Origin of the sequence: Streptomyces sp. NBC_00775, assembly GCF_036347135.1 — a bacterium.
In the GTDB taxonomy this organism is placed as follows: Bacteria; Actinomycetota; Actinomycetes; order Streptomycetales; family Streptomycetaceae; genus Streptomyces; species Streptomyces lutosisoli.
In genome coordinates, this window is the sequence record NZ_CP108938.1 from 5,156,311 (window position 1) to 5,174,007 (window position 17,697).

Annotated in this window: 12 protein-coding genes; 3 read left to right on the top strand and 9 right to left on the bottom strand. The window is 72.7% G+C overall.

All coding sequences use genetic code 11. The features are described from left to right. Window positions 1-320: 320 nt before the first annotated feature. The 3 genes from OIC96_RS22945 (at window position 321) to OIC96_RS22955 (ending at window position 6,655) form a co-directional block, all read left to right on the top strand. Entirely contained in the window at window positions 321-2,981 is a 2,661-nt protein-coding gene (locus OIC96_RS22945; RefSeq protein ID WP_330306027.1) for an RICIN domain-containing protein, read from the top strand. A gap of 248 nt (window positions 2,982-3,229) precedes the next feature. Continuing rightward, window positions 3,230-4,654 carry a non-reducing end alpha-L-arabinofuranosidase family hydrolase gene (locus OIC96_RS22950; RefSeq protein WP_330306026.1) on the top strand — a complete coding sequence of 475 codons (1,425 nt, stop codon included), beginning with the start codon at window positions 3,230-3,232 and terminating at the stop codon, window positions 4,652-4,654. A gap of 711 nt (window positions 4,655-5,365) precedes the next feature. Further along, window positions 5,366-6,655 carry a hypothetical protein gene (locus OIC96_RS22955; protein WP_330306025.1) on the top strand — a complete coding sequence of 430 codons (1,290 nt, stop codon included), beginning with the start codon at window positions 5,366-5,368 and terminating at the stop codon, window positions 6,653-6,655. A gap of 23 nt (window positions 6,656-6,678) precedes the next feature. Here the strand turns inward: OIC96_RS22955 and OIC96_RS22960 are convergent, their stop codons facing one another. The 9 genes from OIC96_RS22960 to OIC96_RS23000 form a co-directional block, all read right to left on the bottom strand. Then, window positions 6,679-7,983: a zinc ribbon domain-containing protein gene (locus tag OIC96_RS22960; RefSeq protein WP_330306024.1), complete on the bottom strand. Its 1,305-nt coding sequence runs from the start codon at window positions 7,981-7,983 to the stop codon at window positions 6,679-6,681. Window positions 7,984-8,179: 196 nt separating this feature from the next. Beyond that, window positions 8,180-8,743: a phage tail protein gene (locus OIC96_RS22965; RefSeq protein ID WP_330306023.1), complete on the bottom strand. Its 564-nt coding sequence runs from the start codon at window positions 8,741-8,743 to the stop codon at window positions 8,180-8,182. Continuing rightward, window positions 8,740-10,716, bottom strand: a complete 1,977-nt coding sequence (locus OIC96_RS22970) for a putative baseplate assembly protein (RefSeq protein WP_330310209.1) — start codon at window positions 10,714-10,716, stop codon at window positions 8,740-8,742. Before OIC96_RS22970 ends, OIC96_RS22965 begins: the two co-directional genes overlap by 4 nt. Further along, window positions 10,716-11,138 (bottom strand): GPW/gp25 family protein, encoded by a 423-nt coding sequence (locus tag OIC96_RS22975; protein ID WP_330306022.1) that lies wholly within the window; start codon window positions 11,136-11,138, stop codon window positions 10,716-10,718. Before OIC96_RS22975 ends, OIC96_RS22970 begins: the two co-directional genes overlap by 1 nt. After that, complete coding sequence (locus tag OIC96_RS22980; protein WP_330306021.1) at window positions 11,138-11,455, bottom strand: PAAR domain-containing protein; 318 nt, start codon at window positions 11,453-11,455, stop codon at window positions 11,138-11,140. Before OIC96_RS22980 ends, OIC96_RS22975 begins: the two co-directional genes overlap by 1 nt. Before the next feature lie 70 nt (window positions 11,456-11,525). Beyond that, window positions 11,526-13,349 (bottom strand): VgrG-related protein, encoded by a 1,824-nt coding sequence (locus OIC96_RS22985; protein WP_330306020.1) that lies wholly within the window; start codon window positions 13,347-13,349, stop codon window positions 11,526-11,528. Continuing rightward, complete coding sequence (locus OIC96_RS22990; protein ID WP_330306019.1) at window positions 13,346-14,065, bottom strand: CIS tube protein; 720 nt, start codon at window positions 14,063-14,065, stop codon at window positions 13,346-13,348. Before OIC96_RS22990 ends, OIC96_RS22985 begins: the two co-directional genes overlap by 4 nt. 58 nt (window positions 14,066-14,123) lie before the next feature. Further along, complete coding sequence (locus OIC96_RS22995; RefSeq protein ID WP_330306018.1) at window positions 14,124-14,549, bottom strand: phage tail protein; 426 nt, start codon at window positions 14,547-14,549, stop codon at window positions 14,124-14,126. A gap of 23 nt (window positions 14,550-14,572) precedes the next feature. Next, on the bottom strand, window positions 14,573-17,695 hold the full coding sequence (locus tag OIC96_RS23000) for a hypothetical protein (protein WP_330306017.1): 3,123 nt from the start codon (window positions 17,693-17,695) through the stop codon (window positions 14,573-14,575). Between the last annotated feature and the right edge of the window lie 2 nt (window positions 17,696-17,697).

The following is a 17,697-nucleotide window of genomic DNA, read 5'->3' on the forward strand; positions in this document are numbered from 1 at the left end:
ATAGGATGTATTGCTGCACTGCCGCCGCCTGGATGCACCGCTCCCAAGGACGCAACCGAGCGGACGGGGCAACACCGGCCGCTCGGCAGCCGAGACCCGTACCGCGTTGCGCAAATCCACTGGCGCAACGCGGCGCACTGGTGCGGCCGCCGCGCTCCCTCATCGCCGCAACGCCCACCGCGCCACGAGGTGATCCGAAAAAGATCTCGGCGCGCGGCAACCCTATGCGTGGCCTGTGACCACAAGGAGTCGGATCCGGTGCTTCCAGCGCCTGGATTCGCCCTTCCTCTGGTGCACGGTACGCAAGGAGAACACCCCCCATGAACGACCCCACGAACGGCGGGCGCCGCGGGCGTCACCGCCGTCGCTGGACCGCCACCGGACTGCTCCTCGGCGTGCCCGCCGTCGTCCTGCCGTATCTCGCGTTCGTGCAGGAGGACTCGCAGGCCGCACCGGTCGACGACGGGGCCTACTACCGGCTGGTCTCCGTGCGCAGCGGCAAGGTGCTGGACGTCAACGGCTACTCCACCGCCGACGGCACCCGTATCCAGCAGTGGACCGACCAGAACACCGCCAACCAGCAGTGGAAGCTGAAGCCCGCCGGGGACGGCTACTACGAGCTGGTCAACCGCAACAGCGGCAAGGTGCTGGGCATAGCGGGCGGTTCGACCGCCGAGAAGGCCGCCGCTGAGCAACAGACCGACAGCTCCTCCACCTCCCAGGAGTGGCGGATCGACGATGTGAGCGGTTCCGACGCCGTCACCTTCACCTCCCGCAGGAGCGGCCAGGTCCTGGACGTCCTGGGAGGCTCCACGGCCGAGGGCGCGGCAGTCGTCCAGTATCCCGGGAAGGGCAGCACCAACCAGCAGTGGAAGCTGGTGAAGGCGGCCGAGACCCAGGCATCCGGGGACGGCAACGCGCAGACCACGGCCGCGGCCGGACCGTACGCCTGGAAGAACGCCCAGGTGGTGGGCGGCGGTTACGTCGACGGGCTGGTGTTCAACCAGCGTGAGAAGGGCCTGCTGTACGCGCGCACCGACATGGGCGGCGCCTACCGCTGGGACACCGGGGCCGAGCAGTGGATCCCGCTGACCGACCGGTTCGGCGAGAAGGACTGGAACCTGCTGGGCATCGACTCGCTGGCCACCGACCCCGTCGACCCCGACCGGCTCTACATCGGGGCGGGCACCTACACCAACGACTGGGCGGGCAACGCCGAGTTGCTGCGCTCCACGGACCGGGGCCGCACCTTCAAGCGCACCGCTCTGCCGTTCAAGCTGGGCAGCAACGAGGACGGCCGCGGGGCGGGCGAACGGCTCGTGATCGACCCCGCGCACCACGACACCCTGCTGCTGGGCACCCGGAAGAACGGCCTGTGGCGCAGCACCGACTACGGCGTGACGTGGAGCCAGGTCTCCTCGTTCCCCGTCAAGGACGGGGCGAGCAGCGGCGCGGGCATCTCCTTCGTGACGTACGGCCCGGCCGACAGCAGGACGATCTACGTCGGTGTCGCCGACAAGTCGACCTCCCTCTACCGCTCCACCGACGGCGGAAGCACCTGGCAGGCCGTCTCCGGACAGCCCACCGGCCAGATGCCGCAGCACGGCGTGTTCTCCGGTGACGGCTCGCTGTACCTGACGTACACCAACGCCGTCGGACCCAACGGCGTGACCGCGGGCTCGGTGTGGAAGTACACGCCGGCCGGCGGGGCGTGGAAGAACGTCTCGCCGTCCCAGGGCAGTTACGGGTTCTCCGGTCTGGCCGTCGACCCGCAGCACCCGTCGACGGTGATGGTCACGACCCTCGACCGCTGGTGGCCCCAGGACGAGCTCTACCGGAGCACCGACGGCGGCGCGAACTGGAAGGCACTGGCCGACAAGTCGGTGCGGGACGCCTCCGCCGCTCCTTACGTCGGTACCGGCATCGGGCACTGGATGACCGCCCTGGCCATCGATCCCTTCGCCTCCGGGCACGTGCTGTACGGCACCGGCAGCGGCATCTGGGGCAGCAAGGACGCGGGCGCCTCCGACAGCGGCGGCACCAGTCACTGGACTGTGGCGGCCCGAGGGCTGGAGGAGACCGCGGTGCAGGACGCGGTCGCCCCGCCCGGCGGTGCCACCGTCATCTCCTCCATGGGTGACCTGGGCGGTTTCCGCTACAGCTCCTCCACCTCCCTGACCAAGGTGCCCGCCGGGCGGCTGAAGAACCCGATGATGGTCACCAGCACCGACATCGATTTCGCCCAGTCCAACCCCTCGGCGATGGTCCGCGTCGGCCGTGGCGGCGCGCAGGACGGCGCCTACTCCACCGACGGCGGCAGCAGCTGGAACGGCTTCAAGTCGGAGCCGGTGGGCAGCGCCGACAGCGGCCGTGTCGCGCTCTCGGCGGACGGCTCCGCCATCGTCTGGACCGAGGAAGGCCAGGCCCCGTACCGCTCGACCGACCAGGGGGCGAGCTGGTCGAAGGTCGGCGGACTGGGCACCGGCGCCGTGGTCGTCGCCGACCGCTCGTCGGCCAGGACCTTCTACTCACTGGCCGGCGGCACCCTCTACGCCAGCACCGACGGCGGCGCGACCTTCACCGCCCGCGCCACCAGCCTGCCCTCCGGCAAGCTCACGGCCGTCCCCGGCATCGCCGGGGACCTGTGGATCGCCGACGGCGGCAAGGGGTTGCTGCACTCCACCGACGGCGGCCACGCCTTCACCACGCTCACCACGGTGAAGTCCGCCTCCGCGCTCGGCTTCGGCAAGGCCGCGCCGGGCGCCTCCTACCAGGCCCTGTACCTGATCGGCACCGTCAAGGACGTCACCGGCGTCTTCCGCTCCACCGACAAGGGCGCCACCTGGCTCCGCGTCAACGACGACGCCCACCAGTGGGGCAGCATCGGCAGCGGCGGCGTCATCACCGGCGACCCCGACACCTTCGGGCGCGTCTACGTCGGCACCAACGGGCGCGGCCTCCAGTACGGCGACCCGTCCTGACCTCAACGCCCTGGCGGGGCCGCAGGCACCTCGGCCTGCGGCCCCGCCAGGGCGGAGGGACCTCGCTTCGGCTCCCGAATTATGCGAGAGGTATTGACGCCGTTCACCGTTCCTCCCGTCATCCACTTCGCTCGACACTTCGACCCTTGTTCGGTATGACGAACGCGCCAGAGCCGCGCCGTATCTCCAGTCCGTAAAGCCTCCGACGGGCCAACCAGAACCGCTCGCTCAAGGATGACGAGGTCCCCATGCACAGACTGAGTTTCAGACGCAGACGTCCGTCTGCGGTGCTCGCTGCCGCGGTTGCGGCCCTGGCCGCATTGGCGGCGATGCTCGTCGCCACCCCGGCTCAGGCGGCCACCACCGGTGCCTTACGCGGTGTCGGCTCCGGCCGGTGTCTCGATGTGCCGAACGCCAGCCAGACCGACGGCACGTTCCTGCAGATCTGGGACTGCACGGGCGGGACCAACCAGCAGTGGACGTTGACGGACAGCAACCAGCTGACCGTGTACGGCAACAAGTGCCTGGATGTCCCGGGCCACGCCACCACGTCCGGGACCCGGGTGCAGATCTGGGCCTGTAACGGCGGTGCGAACCAGCAGTGGCGGGTGAACTCCGACGGCACGATCGTCGGCGTGGAGTCCGGGCTGTGCCTGGACGTCTCGGGCGGCGGTACGGCCAACGGCACGGCGGTGCAGATCTGGTCGTGCCACGGCGGCAGCAACCAGAAGTGGACCGGCCTGTCCGGGACGGGCAGCACGTGTTCTCTTCCGTCGACGTACCGGTGGACCTCGACAGGTCCGCTGGCGCAGCCGGCGAACGGATGGGTCTCGCTGAAGGACTTCACCACCGTGACGTACAACGGCAAGCACCTGGTCTACGCGACCACCTCTGACGGATCGTCGTGGGGCACGATGGGCTTCAGTCCCTTCACGAACTGGTCGGACATGGCGACGGCCACCCAGACCGGGATGAGCCAGTCCGCGGTGGCGCCCCAACTGTTCTACTTCGCGCCCAAGAACACGTGGGTGCTGGCCTCACTGGGGTGGGGTACCGCCTGGCCCTTCACCTACCGCACGTCCAGCGACCCCACCAACCCCAACGGCTGGTCCGCGCCGCAGCCGCTGTTCACCGGCAGCCTCCCCACCGGCGGCCCGATCGACCCGACCCTGATCGCTGACGACCAGAACATGTACCTGTTCTTCGCCGGTGACAACGGCAACATCTACAAGTCGACCATGCCGATCGGGAACTTCCCGGGCAACTTCGGCTCGTCGTACACCACGGTCATGAGCGACACGGTGAAGAACCTGTTCGAGGCGCCGCAGGTCTACAAGGTCCAGGGCCAGAACCAGTACCTCATGATCGTTGAGGCTCGAGGTGCCACTGAGCAGCGCTACTTCCGCTCGTTCACGGCCTCCAGCCTGAACGGTCCGTGGACCCCGCAGGCCGCCACCGAGAGCAACCCCTTCGCGGGCAAGGCCAACAGCGGTGCCACCTGGACCAACGACATCAGCCACGGTGACCTGGTCCGCAACAACCCCGACCAGACCATGACCATCGACCCCTGCAACCTGCAGTTCCTCTACCAGGGCATGTCCACCACCACACCGTCGGGCACCCCCTACCAGCAACTGCCGTACCGGCCGGGCGTCCTTACCCTGCAGCGCTGACCCGTTTGATCCACGGTGATCGCGATGTGGTGCGGTCCGCCGACGCGTAGACGAGCTGCTTACGGCGTGGGCAACTCCACCCGCTGACCGATACTCACCGCTTCGAGGAACCCCAGCCGCGCGTCGGCTGGGGTTCCTCTCTTTCGTGGACTTTCATCGTGGGTACGGACCGAAGCCCTATGACGCCACCGGGATCCGCTTGCCGGCGTCGACGTCCAATGAGCCGGAGGCCGGCACACATACGCATCCGCAACCACAGCGGTCCTGGGTACGAGACACCGGAACGCGGAATCCTCCCGAGGCCCGTGGCCCGAACCCGAGACCACTCTCTCGGGAGTCGTGCCCACAGCGTGCCCGTAAGGACGGAAAACCACGGTCAACAGCGGTGCAATCCAACCCACACGACCACCCCGAGAACCAGGTAACTGCGCTGGTCAGAGCCATAGAGCCCGCCCAAGCGCCATCGCTTCCCAAGCTGAGAGTGCGAGTTCGATTCTCGTCACCCGCTCCATGGCAGAGGCCCAGGTCATCGACCCGGGCCTTTTTGCTGTCCGTGGTGACCAGTTGTCGCGTGCCAGATTCGTCCCCGCGGAAGACAAGGCCGTCGGCTCCGCGGCGGTCGGCCCGTCAGCGGGTGGGGGCAAGGTGTGTTGCCCCCACCGTGCCCTTCCGTCCCTGGGGCCCTCGGCTCCGGCCTCCTAGCGTGGGTCCATGCGTACCCACGAAGTCCCCGGGCAGACACACGGCACGCCGCATGTGACGCCTGCGCGGAACAGCCGTGGTCCTCGCACCCTCGGGGCACTGCAGAGCACCGTGGGCAACGCGGTCGTCTCTCAGATGATCACGGTGTCCCGGATGATGACCGAGGACGAGTTCAGGCAGGGCACGTCGGCCACCGGGATGCGCGGCCGCTCCGAGATCACCCAGGTGGACAAGGCACTCCAGGCGTTCTACGCCCTGCCGGACGCCAGACAGGGCGCCCGGCTGCTCGCCCTCAAGGACATCGTCAGGGCGTGCGGCGACTATGTCGCCCACAAGGGCGACGGAGGGTCGCGGGTCGGGGGCGCCCAGCGGCTCGGCGAACAGGCCCAGGCGGCGCAGGGGCAGCTGGACCCCGAGGCGGTCTTCCGGGATCTGCTGACCGAGATCGACCACGTGATGAGCGAGGGGAAGAACCCGGACCTCGACCTTCGCATGCCGGCCGGCGAGGCCCAGAAGGCGGCCCAGGCCATCCCCGCGGACCGGTTCCACGCGATGATGGGCGACTTCGTCCAGAAGCTGGGGGCACTCCGCGAGGACGGGACACTGCCCGAGGAGACGCGCGCCGTCATCGGGGAACTGATGGCCGTAGTGCCGCTGGTGACCGTGATGCAGTATCCGCGGGGTGGCATGGGGGGCATGAAGCTCGGCCCGGACGCCACCGATGACGACCCGGCGTTCACGTTCAACGTCGACACCCAGGCCAGGGGCGGAACCTCCTTCCTGCTGGGGCACATCGCCCATGAGCTGACCCATGTCGCGGCCCATCAGGCGTTCGGCAGCAGCCCGGTGATGGAGCTGGTGCAGTCCGGGGCGACCGACGCGGAGGTCGCGGCGCTGGCGGCGGAGCGCAAGCAGTCGCTCGCCGATCTGAAGGCGGCGCTGGCCGGGAACCCCGAGTTCGACGACTTCCAGCAGGGGATGCTGGAGGAGAAGCTGGTCTACGGCGCTCAGCCGCAGAAGCTGGAGCAGTACGCGAGCTCCTTCGAGAAGGCGGGCAAGATCACCGCCACGCAGAAGGAGCGGCTGGTCGGCTGGGGCAGGGCGGCCGGAGACGCGTCCGGCACCCTGGTCGAGTACGACACCGTGCTCAACCAGATGCTGATCTATCTGCACATGTGGCAGACCAGCCAGGACAACCCCTTCTATGTACGACTGCGGGCGGCGGCCCAGGCGGCGTACGACCGCCGGAGCCGCGCCCGCCGGCCTGCCACGGACGGGCCGGCCGAGCAGTCCTCGTAGAGCCGTTCGCGGTTGGCGTCGAGTCAGCTTCGCTGGAAGAACTCCACCTCCGCGAGCGCCAGTTGACGGCCCGAGGTCAGGCCGACGGGCGAGCGCAGGGTCAGGCGTACCGTCTTCACGTCGCTGATTCCGGTGGGGATCGTCTGGTCGCCCGGTTTGTCGCTGAGGGTGACCTGCTTGTTCTGCCGCTCGCCGTCCGACGTCGTCACCTCCAGGTCCACTTGGAGTGCGCGTGCCTGACTGTGGTAGTCCTCCGGGTTCCTGGACGGGCCGTTGGTGATGAGGAGGTCGACCATCCGGAACGGCTTGCCGAAGGTGTACGTCACCGAGGCCCCGGGCGCGGGCGCGCCCCAGTAGCTGTTGCTCAGTCCGTCCGTGGTGTTCTTCGCCGGGTGCCCGCGGACCTCGGCGCTCGCCCTGATGCCCACCGGGGTCACGGGCTTGGGCTTGCCCAGTTTGTCCCGGGTGTCCTCGAACAGGGCGCGTCCGGCGGGGAGCAGCAGGAGAGCGCCGGCGCACAGCGCCACCACCACGGCCAGGATCACCAGGAGCCGCACCGCCCTGCCCGAACTCGCCCGCACCCGACGGCGGAACGGCCACACGGTCCGCCACCACGGCAGCGGTTCGGGCTTCGCGGCGGGGTTCAGCGCGGTCGCGCAACGTCGGCAGAACCGCCGGCCGGGCGGGTTGGGGGTGCCGCAGGAGGGGCAGGGGGCGCCTGCCCCTTCGTCGGGGACCTCCGCGGGACGTACGACCGGGCGGGGGGCCACCGGCTTTGCGGGGCGTACGGGCTGGATGGGGGCGGGAGTCGGCGTGTCGGGGGTGGGGCCGGCCGGGGGCCGGGGGCCCGGCGAGTTCCGAGGGGCCGGAGCGGGTGGAGTGGCCGGAGCGGGGTGGGTGACAGGGGCCGCGGACAGCGCACTCGTGGGGGCGGCCTCGTCGGTGCGGGAGGCCTCGCGGGTGGTCGGGCGGGGGGCGGGAGCGGAGGGCTCGGCGCCGGAATCGTCGGGGCCGGGCCGGGGTGCGGGGCGTGCCGTCTCCCCGTACTGGCCGGAGGTGGTCCCGGAGCCCTCACCCTCGCCGTCGCCGTCGCGTGAGTCCGCGGCCGGCGCCGTGCTCGCCCCCCGCTCCTCGCCGCGGCCGCGACCCGTCAGCCGGGTGCGCAGCGACGAACCGCGGGCGGGCGCGGCGGACGCCGGCTCCTCGGCCGGGGGCGACGAGGGCGCCGGAGTGGCGGCCGGCGGCTCGGGCTGGGTGGCATCCGGTGCGGCCGGGGGTTCGGCAGGTGTGGTCAGGGCCGGCGGCTCTGAAGCCGTGGGTCGGGGCACACGCGTGACCGGCGGCTCCGCAGGCGTACCCGAAGTCGACGCACTCGAAGACGCTGTATCCGAAGACGACGTACCCGGAGACGACGTACCCGGTGACGACGTACTGTCCGACCACCCCAAGTACGCCCCGCAGTTGCCGCAGAAGTCGTCCGTGGAGCCGTTGGACGCCCCGCACGCGGGACATGCGCGCATGACGTCACCTCCCTTCGTCGATGGGCGGGCCGGGCAGGATCTCCACCCGGCAGACGGTGTGCACCGGGCACATGGCCCGGACGACCTCGTGGACCCGGCGCTCGTCCACCCGTGCCTCGCGGCCCGGCCACACCCGGACCAGGGTCTCGGCGGGGGGCTCGGGCGGCAGGTCGGTACCGGCGGTGCTGGACCACGCCGCGCCGCCGTCCCCGCTCACCTCGGCGTGCACGCCGAGCGCGAGCCGCAGTCCCTCGACCAGGCCGCGCCTGGTGCCGCGCCACCGGTGCAGCTCCACCGCGCGGACGACCGCCTCACGGCGCAGCTCCACCGGCCACCGCGGGTCGTCGGCGGCGCCCACCCACGACGCCAGCCAGGCCAGGAAGTCGCTCGGAGCCACCCGGGGGTCGAGGTAGGAGGGCAGGTTGTCGAGGGTCGCGAACACCGGGGCGAGGACGGTGTCGAGCCCGGCCGTGAACCGCTGCGCGAAGTCGTCGTCGGCGTACAGCGCGGGCAGTTGCCCGCCGATCGGGTACTGGCTGGGCAGACCGGGTACGGCGGCGCGGCTCATCCCCGAACCCCGCGTACCCCTGCATCCGGCTCTACCGCCGTGACGACCACCTGGTGCTGGTAGGAGAAGACCAGCGCGCCCGAAGCCACGTCGATACGGTCCGACGGTGCCCCGCGCCGCCCGGTGATCGGGTCGGCGGCGAACAGCAGGATCTCCTCCACCAGCGCGTTGCCGGTGGCGCGTTGGAGTACGCCGAACACGTCGCCGTACTGCACGGGCCGCCCGAAGGGCCACCCCGTGCCGTCCGGGCCGCCGTGCAGCGGGTTGAGGTGCCGGAACAGCGCGGCGAGTGCCGCGTCGCGTACCCGGTCGGTGTCGCCCGGCGCCGCGGCGAGCCGGGCCACCACGGTGACACCCTGGTAGACCGGCGGCTCGACGACGAGGCGGGTGCCGATCAGGCGTCGTTCGTCGAGGCTCGCGGTGATCGCTTCGAGCACCTGGTCGGAGGGGATCAGCTGCTCGAAGCGGAGCCGGTCGTCGCCCTCGTCGGCCACCGCGTCCGGCACCACCAACACCCGTACCGCGCCGGCGCCTTCGGCCGCGGGCAGGCAGCGGACCCGGCGGACCGAGGGTGCCGCCTGGCGGGCGATGATCTCGTAGTCCTCGGCGGTCACCGCGCGTTCCTGCATCCGCAGCGCGTCCGGTGCCCGCAGCTTGGCGTTGTCGATGGTCTCGCCGGCGACGCCGCCGCGCGCCGCCTCCCGGTTGACGACCCGGGCTACGTAGGGAACGGAGCTGCGCAGCACGGAGATCGCGCCGCGGGCGACGTTGCCCGCCGGTCCGCCGCCGGTGCGGTAGCGGGCCACCCGTATCTGGGCGCCCTTGGGCGGCACGGCACCGCACTGGCGCAGCGTGCCGTCCGGCTCGCGCAGCACCGGCGGGAAGCTGAACTCGCCGGTGGTGGCGTCGACGCGGACGTGCCGGTCGGCGGGGCCGGAGCGGCCGAAGTGCTCCACCACCTCCCAGCGCTGCCAGCCCTCCTCCGAGGACACCTCCACCACGGGGGGCTCGCCGTCGAGGAGGACCGGCGGGCGGCCGAGCCGGAATGTCTGCCCGGAGACCCCCTCCGAGGTGCCGAGCGGTACGTCGGTCACGGTCTCGGCATGCTCGACCGACATGGTGCCGCCCACGGTGAACACCACCGCCTCGCGCACCGTCGGGGACTCCGAGTAGAACGGCTGGCCCGGTTCCGCCTCGGTGACACGGCAGCGCAGCCAGCCGGCCCGGGTCCCGCCGATCACCGACGCCGTGTGCCCGGCCGGTACGTACACGATGACCTCGCCGGGCCGGTTCAGGCCGCCGGTGGTGTCCTCACCGATCTCGCACACCTGCCAGCCGCCGCCGGCCCACGCCTCCCACACCAGCGGGGGCTGGCGCGGGTCCACGCCGATGCCCTCGACGCGGCTGTCCAGCTGTACGGCGACCACGCAGCGCGGGACCGCCGTCGGCAGGCCGAACAGCAGCGCGTCGCCCGGCTCCGGTGCGGGCTGGAAGCACGGTACGTCGCCGGCCTCGGCGAGCGTCCTGGTCCGGTCGGTCTGCTCACCGGTCCGGGGCGCGGTCACCAGCCGTATCAACTCGCTGGGCACGATGCGTAGTTCGTCCGCGGTCGTGAACACCACGGCCTCGTCGCCCTCGCCGCCCGCGGTGGTCACCTCGGTGCCCGGGGGCAGCGTCACCGTGTCGGGCTGCGGCGCCGACAGCCAGAAGTCGACCTCGGCCGTGGCCGAGGCCGGCGGGAACAGCCGGATGCCCAACAGGTCGAGGAACGCCGTGTAGTTCTTGTCCGGGACCCGGTTCAGCCGGTACAGCAGCTGGTCCACGAGGTAGGCGAACGTCTCGATCAGGGTGACGCCCGGATCGGAGACGTTGTGGTCGGTCCACTCCGGGGCGCGCTGCTGCACGTACCGCTTCGCCTCGTCGACGAGTTGCTGGAACCGGCGGTCGTCCAGGTTGGGGGAGGGCAGGGCCATCAGCCGGCGCCCCATTCCTCGGCCCCCTCCTCGGAGGGGATCGTGTAGAAGGGAAAGACCAGGTTGCGCCGGTCGTTGGTGGAACGCATGGTGTAGTGCACGTCGATGTAGAGGGTTCCGGCCTCGACGGCGTCGTAGGCGACCACCACGTCGTCCACCGCGATGCGCGGCTCCCACCGCTCCAGGGCCTCGCGCACCTGCTGTGCGATGAGTCCGGCGGTGGCGCCGTCGCCGGGGGCGAAGACGTAGTCGTGGATGCCGCAGCCGAACTCGGGGCGCATGGGGCGCTCGCCGGGTGCGGTGCCGAGCACCAGGCGGATCGCCTCCTCGATCTCCCGCTCCCGCTCAACCATGCCGATCCCTCCGGTCGGCCCGACCCGCAGCGGGAACGCCCAGCCTCGGCCGATGAACCGCTCGCTCATCACACGCCCCCGATCAGGACGTTGAGGGCGCCGGCCGAGATCATCGCGCCGCACGTGGTCTTGTCGCGCATCTTCGCGGCCGGAAGCCCGCCGATGAGGACCTGGCCCCGGGCGAGCGAGGCCGGGTCGGGCATGACCACGTTGCCCGGTCCCAGGGCCAGGTGCGGTGGCATGGCGCAGGTGTGCACGCTGCCCACGACGGCGGCGGGGCGCCCGCCGATCAGCACACGGGCCACCGCCGCGGCGGCGCCGGGCGGCGGGGTGGCGATCACGCCGCCGTGGTTGGTGGGGTCACCGGTACGGGCTGCGGCCGGCATGCGGTGCTCCTTTCGCTGGTCACGGTGTTGGGCGTCATCTGATCCGGATCGCTGGTCACGGTGTGGGGCCTCAGTTGATCCGGATGAGCTTGGCCTTGAGGATGCCGAGCAGACCGCCGTCGACGGTGACGTTCGAGCTGCCGGTGACGCTCACCGTGCGGCCGCCGATCTTCACCCCGACCCGGCCCTGGATGTCCACGTTCCGACCCGAGACACTCACGTTGCCCTGCCTCGCGTCCAGCGTGATGCCCTTCTTGTCGAGCAGGACGGAGCTGAGGGGCCGTACGCCCTTCCCGGCGTACACCGTCAGCTCGATCTCGCCCCGCCGTTGATCGAGGCGTACTTCGAGGCGCTCGTCACCACTCACGAGCCTGAGGCCGGACTGGCCCGGAGCCCTCGCGTCCAGAAGCTCCATCCGGTGCCCCGAACGCGACACGATGGAGCGGCGGTTGACCTTCCCAGTGCCCTTGTCGATCAGCGGGACCTTGTGGGGCGACGGCTTGTCGACGCCGTTGTAGAGCCCGCCGATGACGTACGGGCTGTCCAGCAGGCCCTGTTCGAACCCGACCAGGACCTCGTCGTTGACCTCGGGGCTGAACACGCCTCCACCGCCCTTGCCGCCCCACTGCACGGTGCGCACCCAGTCAGTGGTGTAAGTGTCGTCCAGCCAGGGGAACTTCAGCTTCACCGAGCCGTTCTCGGCGCCGCCGGTCTCGCGTACGTCCGTCACCACGCCGATCGCCAGACCCGGCATGCGCGAGCCGCGGCCGGGCGCGTTGGCGCCGGTCACCAGGCCGGTCAGGGAGCGGTCCGGGCTGGCGCTCACCCACACCGTCGTCCGGTACCCGCCGTGCGGTTCGAGGACGTGCTGCACCGCCGTCGCCGTGTACTTGCCGGAGAACGCCTGCCCCACGTTGCCGAGCGCCACGGGCTTGCCCGCCCGCAGCCGCGGGTTGCCCTCGGCCACCGCCTCCAACTCACCGAAACCAGCGCTGACTTGATCGGACACCGCGTCCGCGACCGCCGTCGTCTCGGCCAGGGTGCGGTACGGGGTGTCCGTGACGGTCAGCTTCGCCGACTTGCCGAACCGGGCGGCGGCGAGCGCCGGGCTCAGGCCCGGCACCACCGTGTCACTGGTCACCGACGGCTGCCGGGACACCAGCGGCTTCTTGGTGGTGACGTCCCAGCCGCGCACCTCCACCTGCGACGCCCCGTCCGCCGCCGACAGCGAGGCCCGCAGCGCGAGCAGGTTCGCCCCGTACTCCAGCACCATCGGGTTGCGGGACGACGAGGTCGACGGCGCGGGCGCGCCGGACGCCTTGACCGGCTTGGTGAACTGGAGCAGCCCCTTGTCGTCGACGCGCACCAGCGCGCCGCTCTCCGCCGCCAGGAACTGCAGGAAGTCCCAGTCGGACACGTTCGCCTGCGAGAGCTGCTTGTAGGTGACCGGCGCGGCCTGCACGGTGCCGCAGGCCAGACCGGCCCCGGCGGCCACCTTGCGGACGATCGCCGACGCCGTCATGTTCCGGTACGCCACCACCTTCCGGCCCCGCTGGAGGCGGTGCGCCTTGGAGTAGGCGCGCACCACGGTGAACGAGCCCGTGCTGTCCCGGTCCAGTTCGAGGGCCGTCACCTCGCCGGTGAACAGCCGCTCGCGCGCCTGCCCGGACACGGTCACCACCGACACCTTCAGCGGGGTGCCGATGGTGATGCCGGTCGCCTTGAGGAACTCGTGATCGGGGTCGCGGAAGGTGAGCTGTGCCGCGTCGGGCAGGCCCACGTTCTCGTCCACCACACAGCTCACCAGCTGGGCGGCCCAGATCTGCGGAAGTTCGGCGGGCGTCTCCACCACGGGGTCCGCCGCGAACAACCGGCCCCTTGCCTCGGTGGTCATCGCTCCTCCTCACCGCCCGCGTCCTGCAGCCCCGGCACCACCAGTTCGGTGCCGGGCACGAGCGCCATCGGGTCGTCGATTCCGTTCGCCTCCGCGATGACCCGCCAGGCCGTCGCGTCGCCGTATTCCCGCCAGGCCAGCATGGCCAGGCTGTCGCCCGCCACCACGGTGTGCGTACTGCGGGCGGTGCGCGCGCCGGACGTCGGGTTCTGGCCCGCCGGGCCGACGCTCGCCTCCTCGATCGACAGCGCGCAGGTGGCCCGCAGCGGCCTGCCGTCGACGTCGAACAGCGTGTACGACACCGACAGGCTGGAGAGCACCCCGTCGAACGAGGTCGTCCGGGCGGTGCCCCACGTGAACCGCACCCACGGGCTGGCCGGCTTCTTGCGGCCCAGGCTGGCCGGCGTCGGCACGCACGCCTTCATCAGCTTCTCCACCGCCTGCTCCACGGAGTTGTCGTGTTTGGCGGTGGCGTCCAGGAACACCTCCAGGCTCAGCGTGCGCGGGCCGCTGCCGACGAACTCGGGCAGTGCCGACTGCCCCGCCATCCGGGACGGCGAGCGCCGCCACTCGGTGGTCTTGCTCAGCTGCAGGGTGGAGGGGTTGAACTGGAGGTTGAGCCGTGCGATGGTCCCGCCGGGCTTCGCGCCGACCGACGCCGGGGGCTCCTTCAAGGTCAGCTTGGCCCTGGCCCGACTGGCGCGCGCTGGTGACATGGCGGGACCTCCTTTCCGGGGGCCGATACGTGCTGGGGAACTGGTTGATGAGGGTGTGTCAGGACGGGCGCAGCCCCTCGTGGGCGATCTCCAGGGTCTCCACCGCCGCTTGCGAACTGGCGGGGTCGAAGGACGGCCCCTGCCAGCGCACCGGGACGATCCCGAACACCTGCCAGCTGATGATCTTTGTCAGGTCCGGTTTCAGGGCCACGATCTCCCCGTCCTTGGGCTCCACGCGCTTCAGCGTCTCGTCGAGCCAGCGGGCGATCTTCGCCGTGTCGGCAGTGACCGGCCGGGTGAGCGTGATGTTCGACCAGGTCACGCGTCCGGGCAGTTGCCAGGTGAAGCCGTTGTTGCCGCCCTCGGCGTAGCTCTCCATCTCCACCTCGGCGCCCATGCCGGAGCAGGTGTGGAAGGCGCCCAGGTCGTTGCCGCCGATCGCGAGCCGGAAGAACACACTCGTCGCGAAGATGCTGTCCGTCATTCGTCCGTCATCCGTTCTGGCACTCAGCGGCGTCCGTCGTAGGGGCGGCCCGTGCGGTCCCGGCCGCGGCGCAGCTCGGTGCGCAGCAGCCGGGCCACCGGGTCGAGCAGGCGGCGCGCCAGGTCGTCCAGGTCGAGGCCGGGGTCGTCCTGGGGTGTCTCGGTGCGGCGGGCCGCCGCGTTCTTGCCGGAGGCGGAGGAGGTGGCTGTGGGCGTGGGGGCCACGGACGACGACCGCTTCCGGCCGGGTGCCGGAACCTCCTTGGCCAGTGCGCCTGTTGGCGGCGTGGGGGGCGCGGAGGACGACCGCGGACGGCCGCGTGCGTCGCGCTGCACCGCGAGTGCCGGCCCGTCGGTCCCGCCGGTCCCGCCGATCCCGCCGGCCGCCGTAACGGTCCTCGGCCGGACCACGGGGACGGCTCCCCCCGGTGCCGAGTCGGCCGACGGACGGCCCGCGAGCGGCGGCGCCTGCGGGGCGGTCACCGGCAGGGGCCTCGCCGGTACGGCGGCAACCGGGGCGGCCGTCCCCTGGCGGGGCGGCGAGGGCCGGACGACCGGGACGCGCTGAACGGGGTCCGGGGAGCGGGTCGTTGGTACGCCCGACCCCTCCGGTCCGGGGTACGCGGCTGCTGCCCGCTGGACCTGCGGCGTGGCCGGGGCGAGGACGGACGGGCCGGGCGCCGGGCGCGCGGGGGTCCCGGGGCCGCCCGGCGAGGGCGCCGATGTGCCGGACCGGCGCGCGGGCGCCCCGGCGTGCGGCGTGGAGTCGCTCTGGGGGGCGGCCGGTGCGCCGGGCCAGCGCGCCGCCACCACGGGGCGGCCGCCGGAGCGGGAGACGGCGGGCTGTGCCACCCCTTCCGGGACACGCGTGTTCAGGGTGAGCCGACGCTCGGCGAGCAGCGAGAGGGTACGGGGGGCCGGCGGGGCGGAGTGCGCTGTGGAGCGGGTCGCGGTGAGCGGGGACGAGGTGGCCGGGCCGGTGGTCCGGGCACCTGTGGCGCCTGTGGTGCCTTCGGCCATGGCGCGGGCGACGACGAGCGGGTTCTGGGCGGCGGGGTCTCGGGGCCGTTGCCCGGCGGCGCCCGGCGCGCCGGGGGTCTGGTAGCCCCCGGTGCTGTCGGCCACGGCCCGGGCGACGACGACCGGGCCCGGAACGGAGGGGCCCTGAGGCCGGTGCCCGCCGGAGCCGGAACCGGCTCCCGTGCCTTCGGCCGTCGCCCGCGCGCCGACGACCGGGCCCTGGGCGGCACGGCCCTGGACAGCTGCGTCTCGGGGCCGTTGCCCGACGGCGCCCGGCCCGCCGGGAGTCTGGTCGCCCCCAGTGCCGTCAGCCACGGCCCGGGCGACGACGACCGGACCCGGAACGGAGGGGCCTTGGGGCTGCTGCCCGCCGGACGTCGCGCCGGGTCGTGGCACGTTCCCGGCCGAGCCTTCCGGGCCTACGGCGCCTGCCGGACCGTGGGCCCGGGCGGCTGCGGACGGCGTCACCAGCGGTGTGGCGGGCCCGTTTCCGTGGTCCGCGGGGCCGGGCGACATGGTGCCCCCGGTGGCGGACAGGTCCGCGAGGCGGCGTTGGACGTCGCCCGTCCCCAGCAGCGGCGCGCCCGGCGTGCGGGGTGCGGCCTCGGTGGGCGTCCGGTCGCGATCCGGCGTGGGCGGCGCCGGAGCTGCGCCGGACCCCGGGGCCTGAGGTGTCGTAGCACGCTGGATGTCCGGGCGGGAGGCACGGGCACCGGACGCGGCGGAACCGGGCAACTCGGCGCTCAGCGGCAGCGCGGACAGCGGCGCACCGAGGCCGCCACGCGCGCGTGCCCCGCGGTTGCCGGGGTCGGTGGTCCGGCGCGGGGCGGCGGGCGCCGTTCCCCTCGTACCGCCGTCGGACGGTCCCGGGGTGCCGCCCCCGCCTTCCGCATGGCGCTGGACGACGGGCAGCGCCGGACCGGTCGCGGATCCGGCGCCGGGCGCGGGGGCGCCCTGCGGCAACGGTGTTGCCGTGGAGGGCAGTTCACTCAGCGGGGCGCCGAGGGGCCCGCGGCCGGCCTCGCGCGTGGCGGCGCGCTGCACGGGGCCGGAGGCCGGGCCGGAGGCCGGGCCGGAGGCCGGGCCGGGTGGGTCAGGGGTGGTGGCGCTGTCGGGCACCGGTGCGGCGGTGGGCCGCAGGGCGGGGACACGGCGCGTCGGTCCGGCGGGGCGCCGGGCGACCGTCAGCGCAGCCCCCACCGGGCGGAGCCGGACGGCCGGTGGGGACACGTCGGAGCCGGCGGCACGGGATGCCTCCGACTGCCTGGCTCCCCCGGCGGACCGTGGACCCGTCGCGGTGCGTTGGACGGCCGGTCCGGAAGGCGTACGACCCCCGGAACCGGCCGGCGAACGGGACGGCTCGGCCGGGGCGGGCTGCGTCCTGGCAGCGGGCCGGGCCATGGCCCCGTCAGCAGCCGCGGGCGGGACCACCGCCACACGTCGTACCAGCAAAGGCGCGGGAGCAGTCGGCGTCACGACCGGGCCGGCGCCCGGCTGCACGGCCCGTTGGACAGCGGGAGGTGCCGAGGAGAGCACAGCGGGCGAGTCCGCGGACGTAAGGCCACGGGCCGGCGTAGGACCGTCCGAACGGCCCTTCTTCGCCGTGCCGTTGTCGCCGGAACGCTCCCCCAGGGGTGCCTGGCCGGATGGCCGCGCCCCCGGACGCGTCCGGCGTGAAACCTGGGTCGTCGGCGCATCCGCCGCGGCACCCTCGCTCTCCCCCGGCCCGTCCGCCCCCGCCCCCTCCGGGCGCAACGCCCTCAGCAGCAGCGGACCCCCGACGCTACGGGTGGCCTTCGGGGCGGCGGTCGGACGCGTGACGCCGCTCACCAGGCCGGTCGGGGCGTCGGGCAGCAGGGCGTGGCCGAGGCCGGCGTCGAACGACGGGTTCTGCCAGGAGGCGAGGCCCGCGCGGAAGGCGAGGCCGTCGCTGACGCCCAACGGGGCGCGGGAGACGGTGAGTTCCGGCGCGGTGGTGCGGCGCCAGCCGCCGTCCCAGTCACCGGGCACGGCGGGACCCGAGTCGTCGCGCGCGGCCGGGCCCGAAGTGCCGGGCGTGCCCGGCGACTCGGGTCCCGCGAGGTCCGGCGCGGCGGCCCGGCGGCGCAGCCTGTCCCGCCATGCCATGT

Excerpts from the sequence above, each read along its gene's own strand:
- OIC96_RS22985 (WP_330306020.1), bottom strand. The coding sequence starts at position 13,349 with ATGACCACCGAGGCAAGGGGCCGGTTGTTCGCGGCGGACCCCGTGGTG.
- OIC96_RS22975 (WP_330306022.1), bottom strand. The coding sequence starts at position 11,138 with ATGAGCGAGCGGTTCATCGGCCGAGGCTGGGCGTTCCCGCTGCGGGTC.
- OIC96_RS22955 (WP_330306025.1), top strand. The coding sequence starts at position 5,366 with ATGCGTACCCACGAAGTCCCCGGGCAGACACACGGCACGCCGCATGTG.
- OIC96_RS22970 (WP_330310209.1), bottom strand. The coding sequence starts at position 10,716 with ATGGCCCTGCCCTCCCCCAACCTGGACGACCGCCGGTTCCAGCAACTC.
- OIC96_RS22995 (WP_330306018.1), bottom strand. The coding sequence starts at position 14,549 with ATGACGGACAGCATCTTCGCGACGAGTGTGTTCTTCCGGCTCGCGATC.
- OIC96_RS22950 (WP_330306026.1), top strand. The coding sequence starts at position 3,230 with ATGCACAGACTGAGTTTCAGACGCAGACGTCCGTCTGCGGTGCTCGCT.
- OIC96_RS22990 (WP_330306019.1), bottom strand. The coding sequence starts at position 14,065 with ATGTCACCAGCGCGCGCCAGTCGGGCCAGGGCCAAGCTGACCTTGAAG.
- OIC96_RS22945 (WP_330306027.1), top strand. The coding sequence starts at position 321 with ATGAACGACCCCACGAACGGCGGGCGCCGCGGGCGTCACCGCCGTCGC.
- OIC96_RS23000 (WP_330306017.1), bottom strand. The coding sequence starts at position 17,695 with ATGGCATGGCGGGACAGGCTGCGCCGCCGGGCCGCCGCGCCGGACCTC.
- OIC96_RS22980 (WP_330306021.1), bottom strand. The coding sequence starts at position 11,455 with ATGCCGGCCGCAGCCCGTACCGGTGACCCCACCAACCACGGCGGCGTG.
- OIC96_RS22965 (WP_330306023.1), bottom strand. The coding sequence starts at position 8,743 with ATGAGCCGCGCCGCCGTACCCGGTCTGCCCAGCCAGTACCCGATCGGC.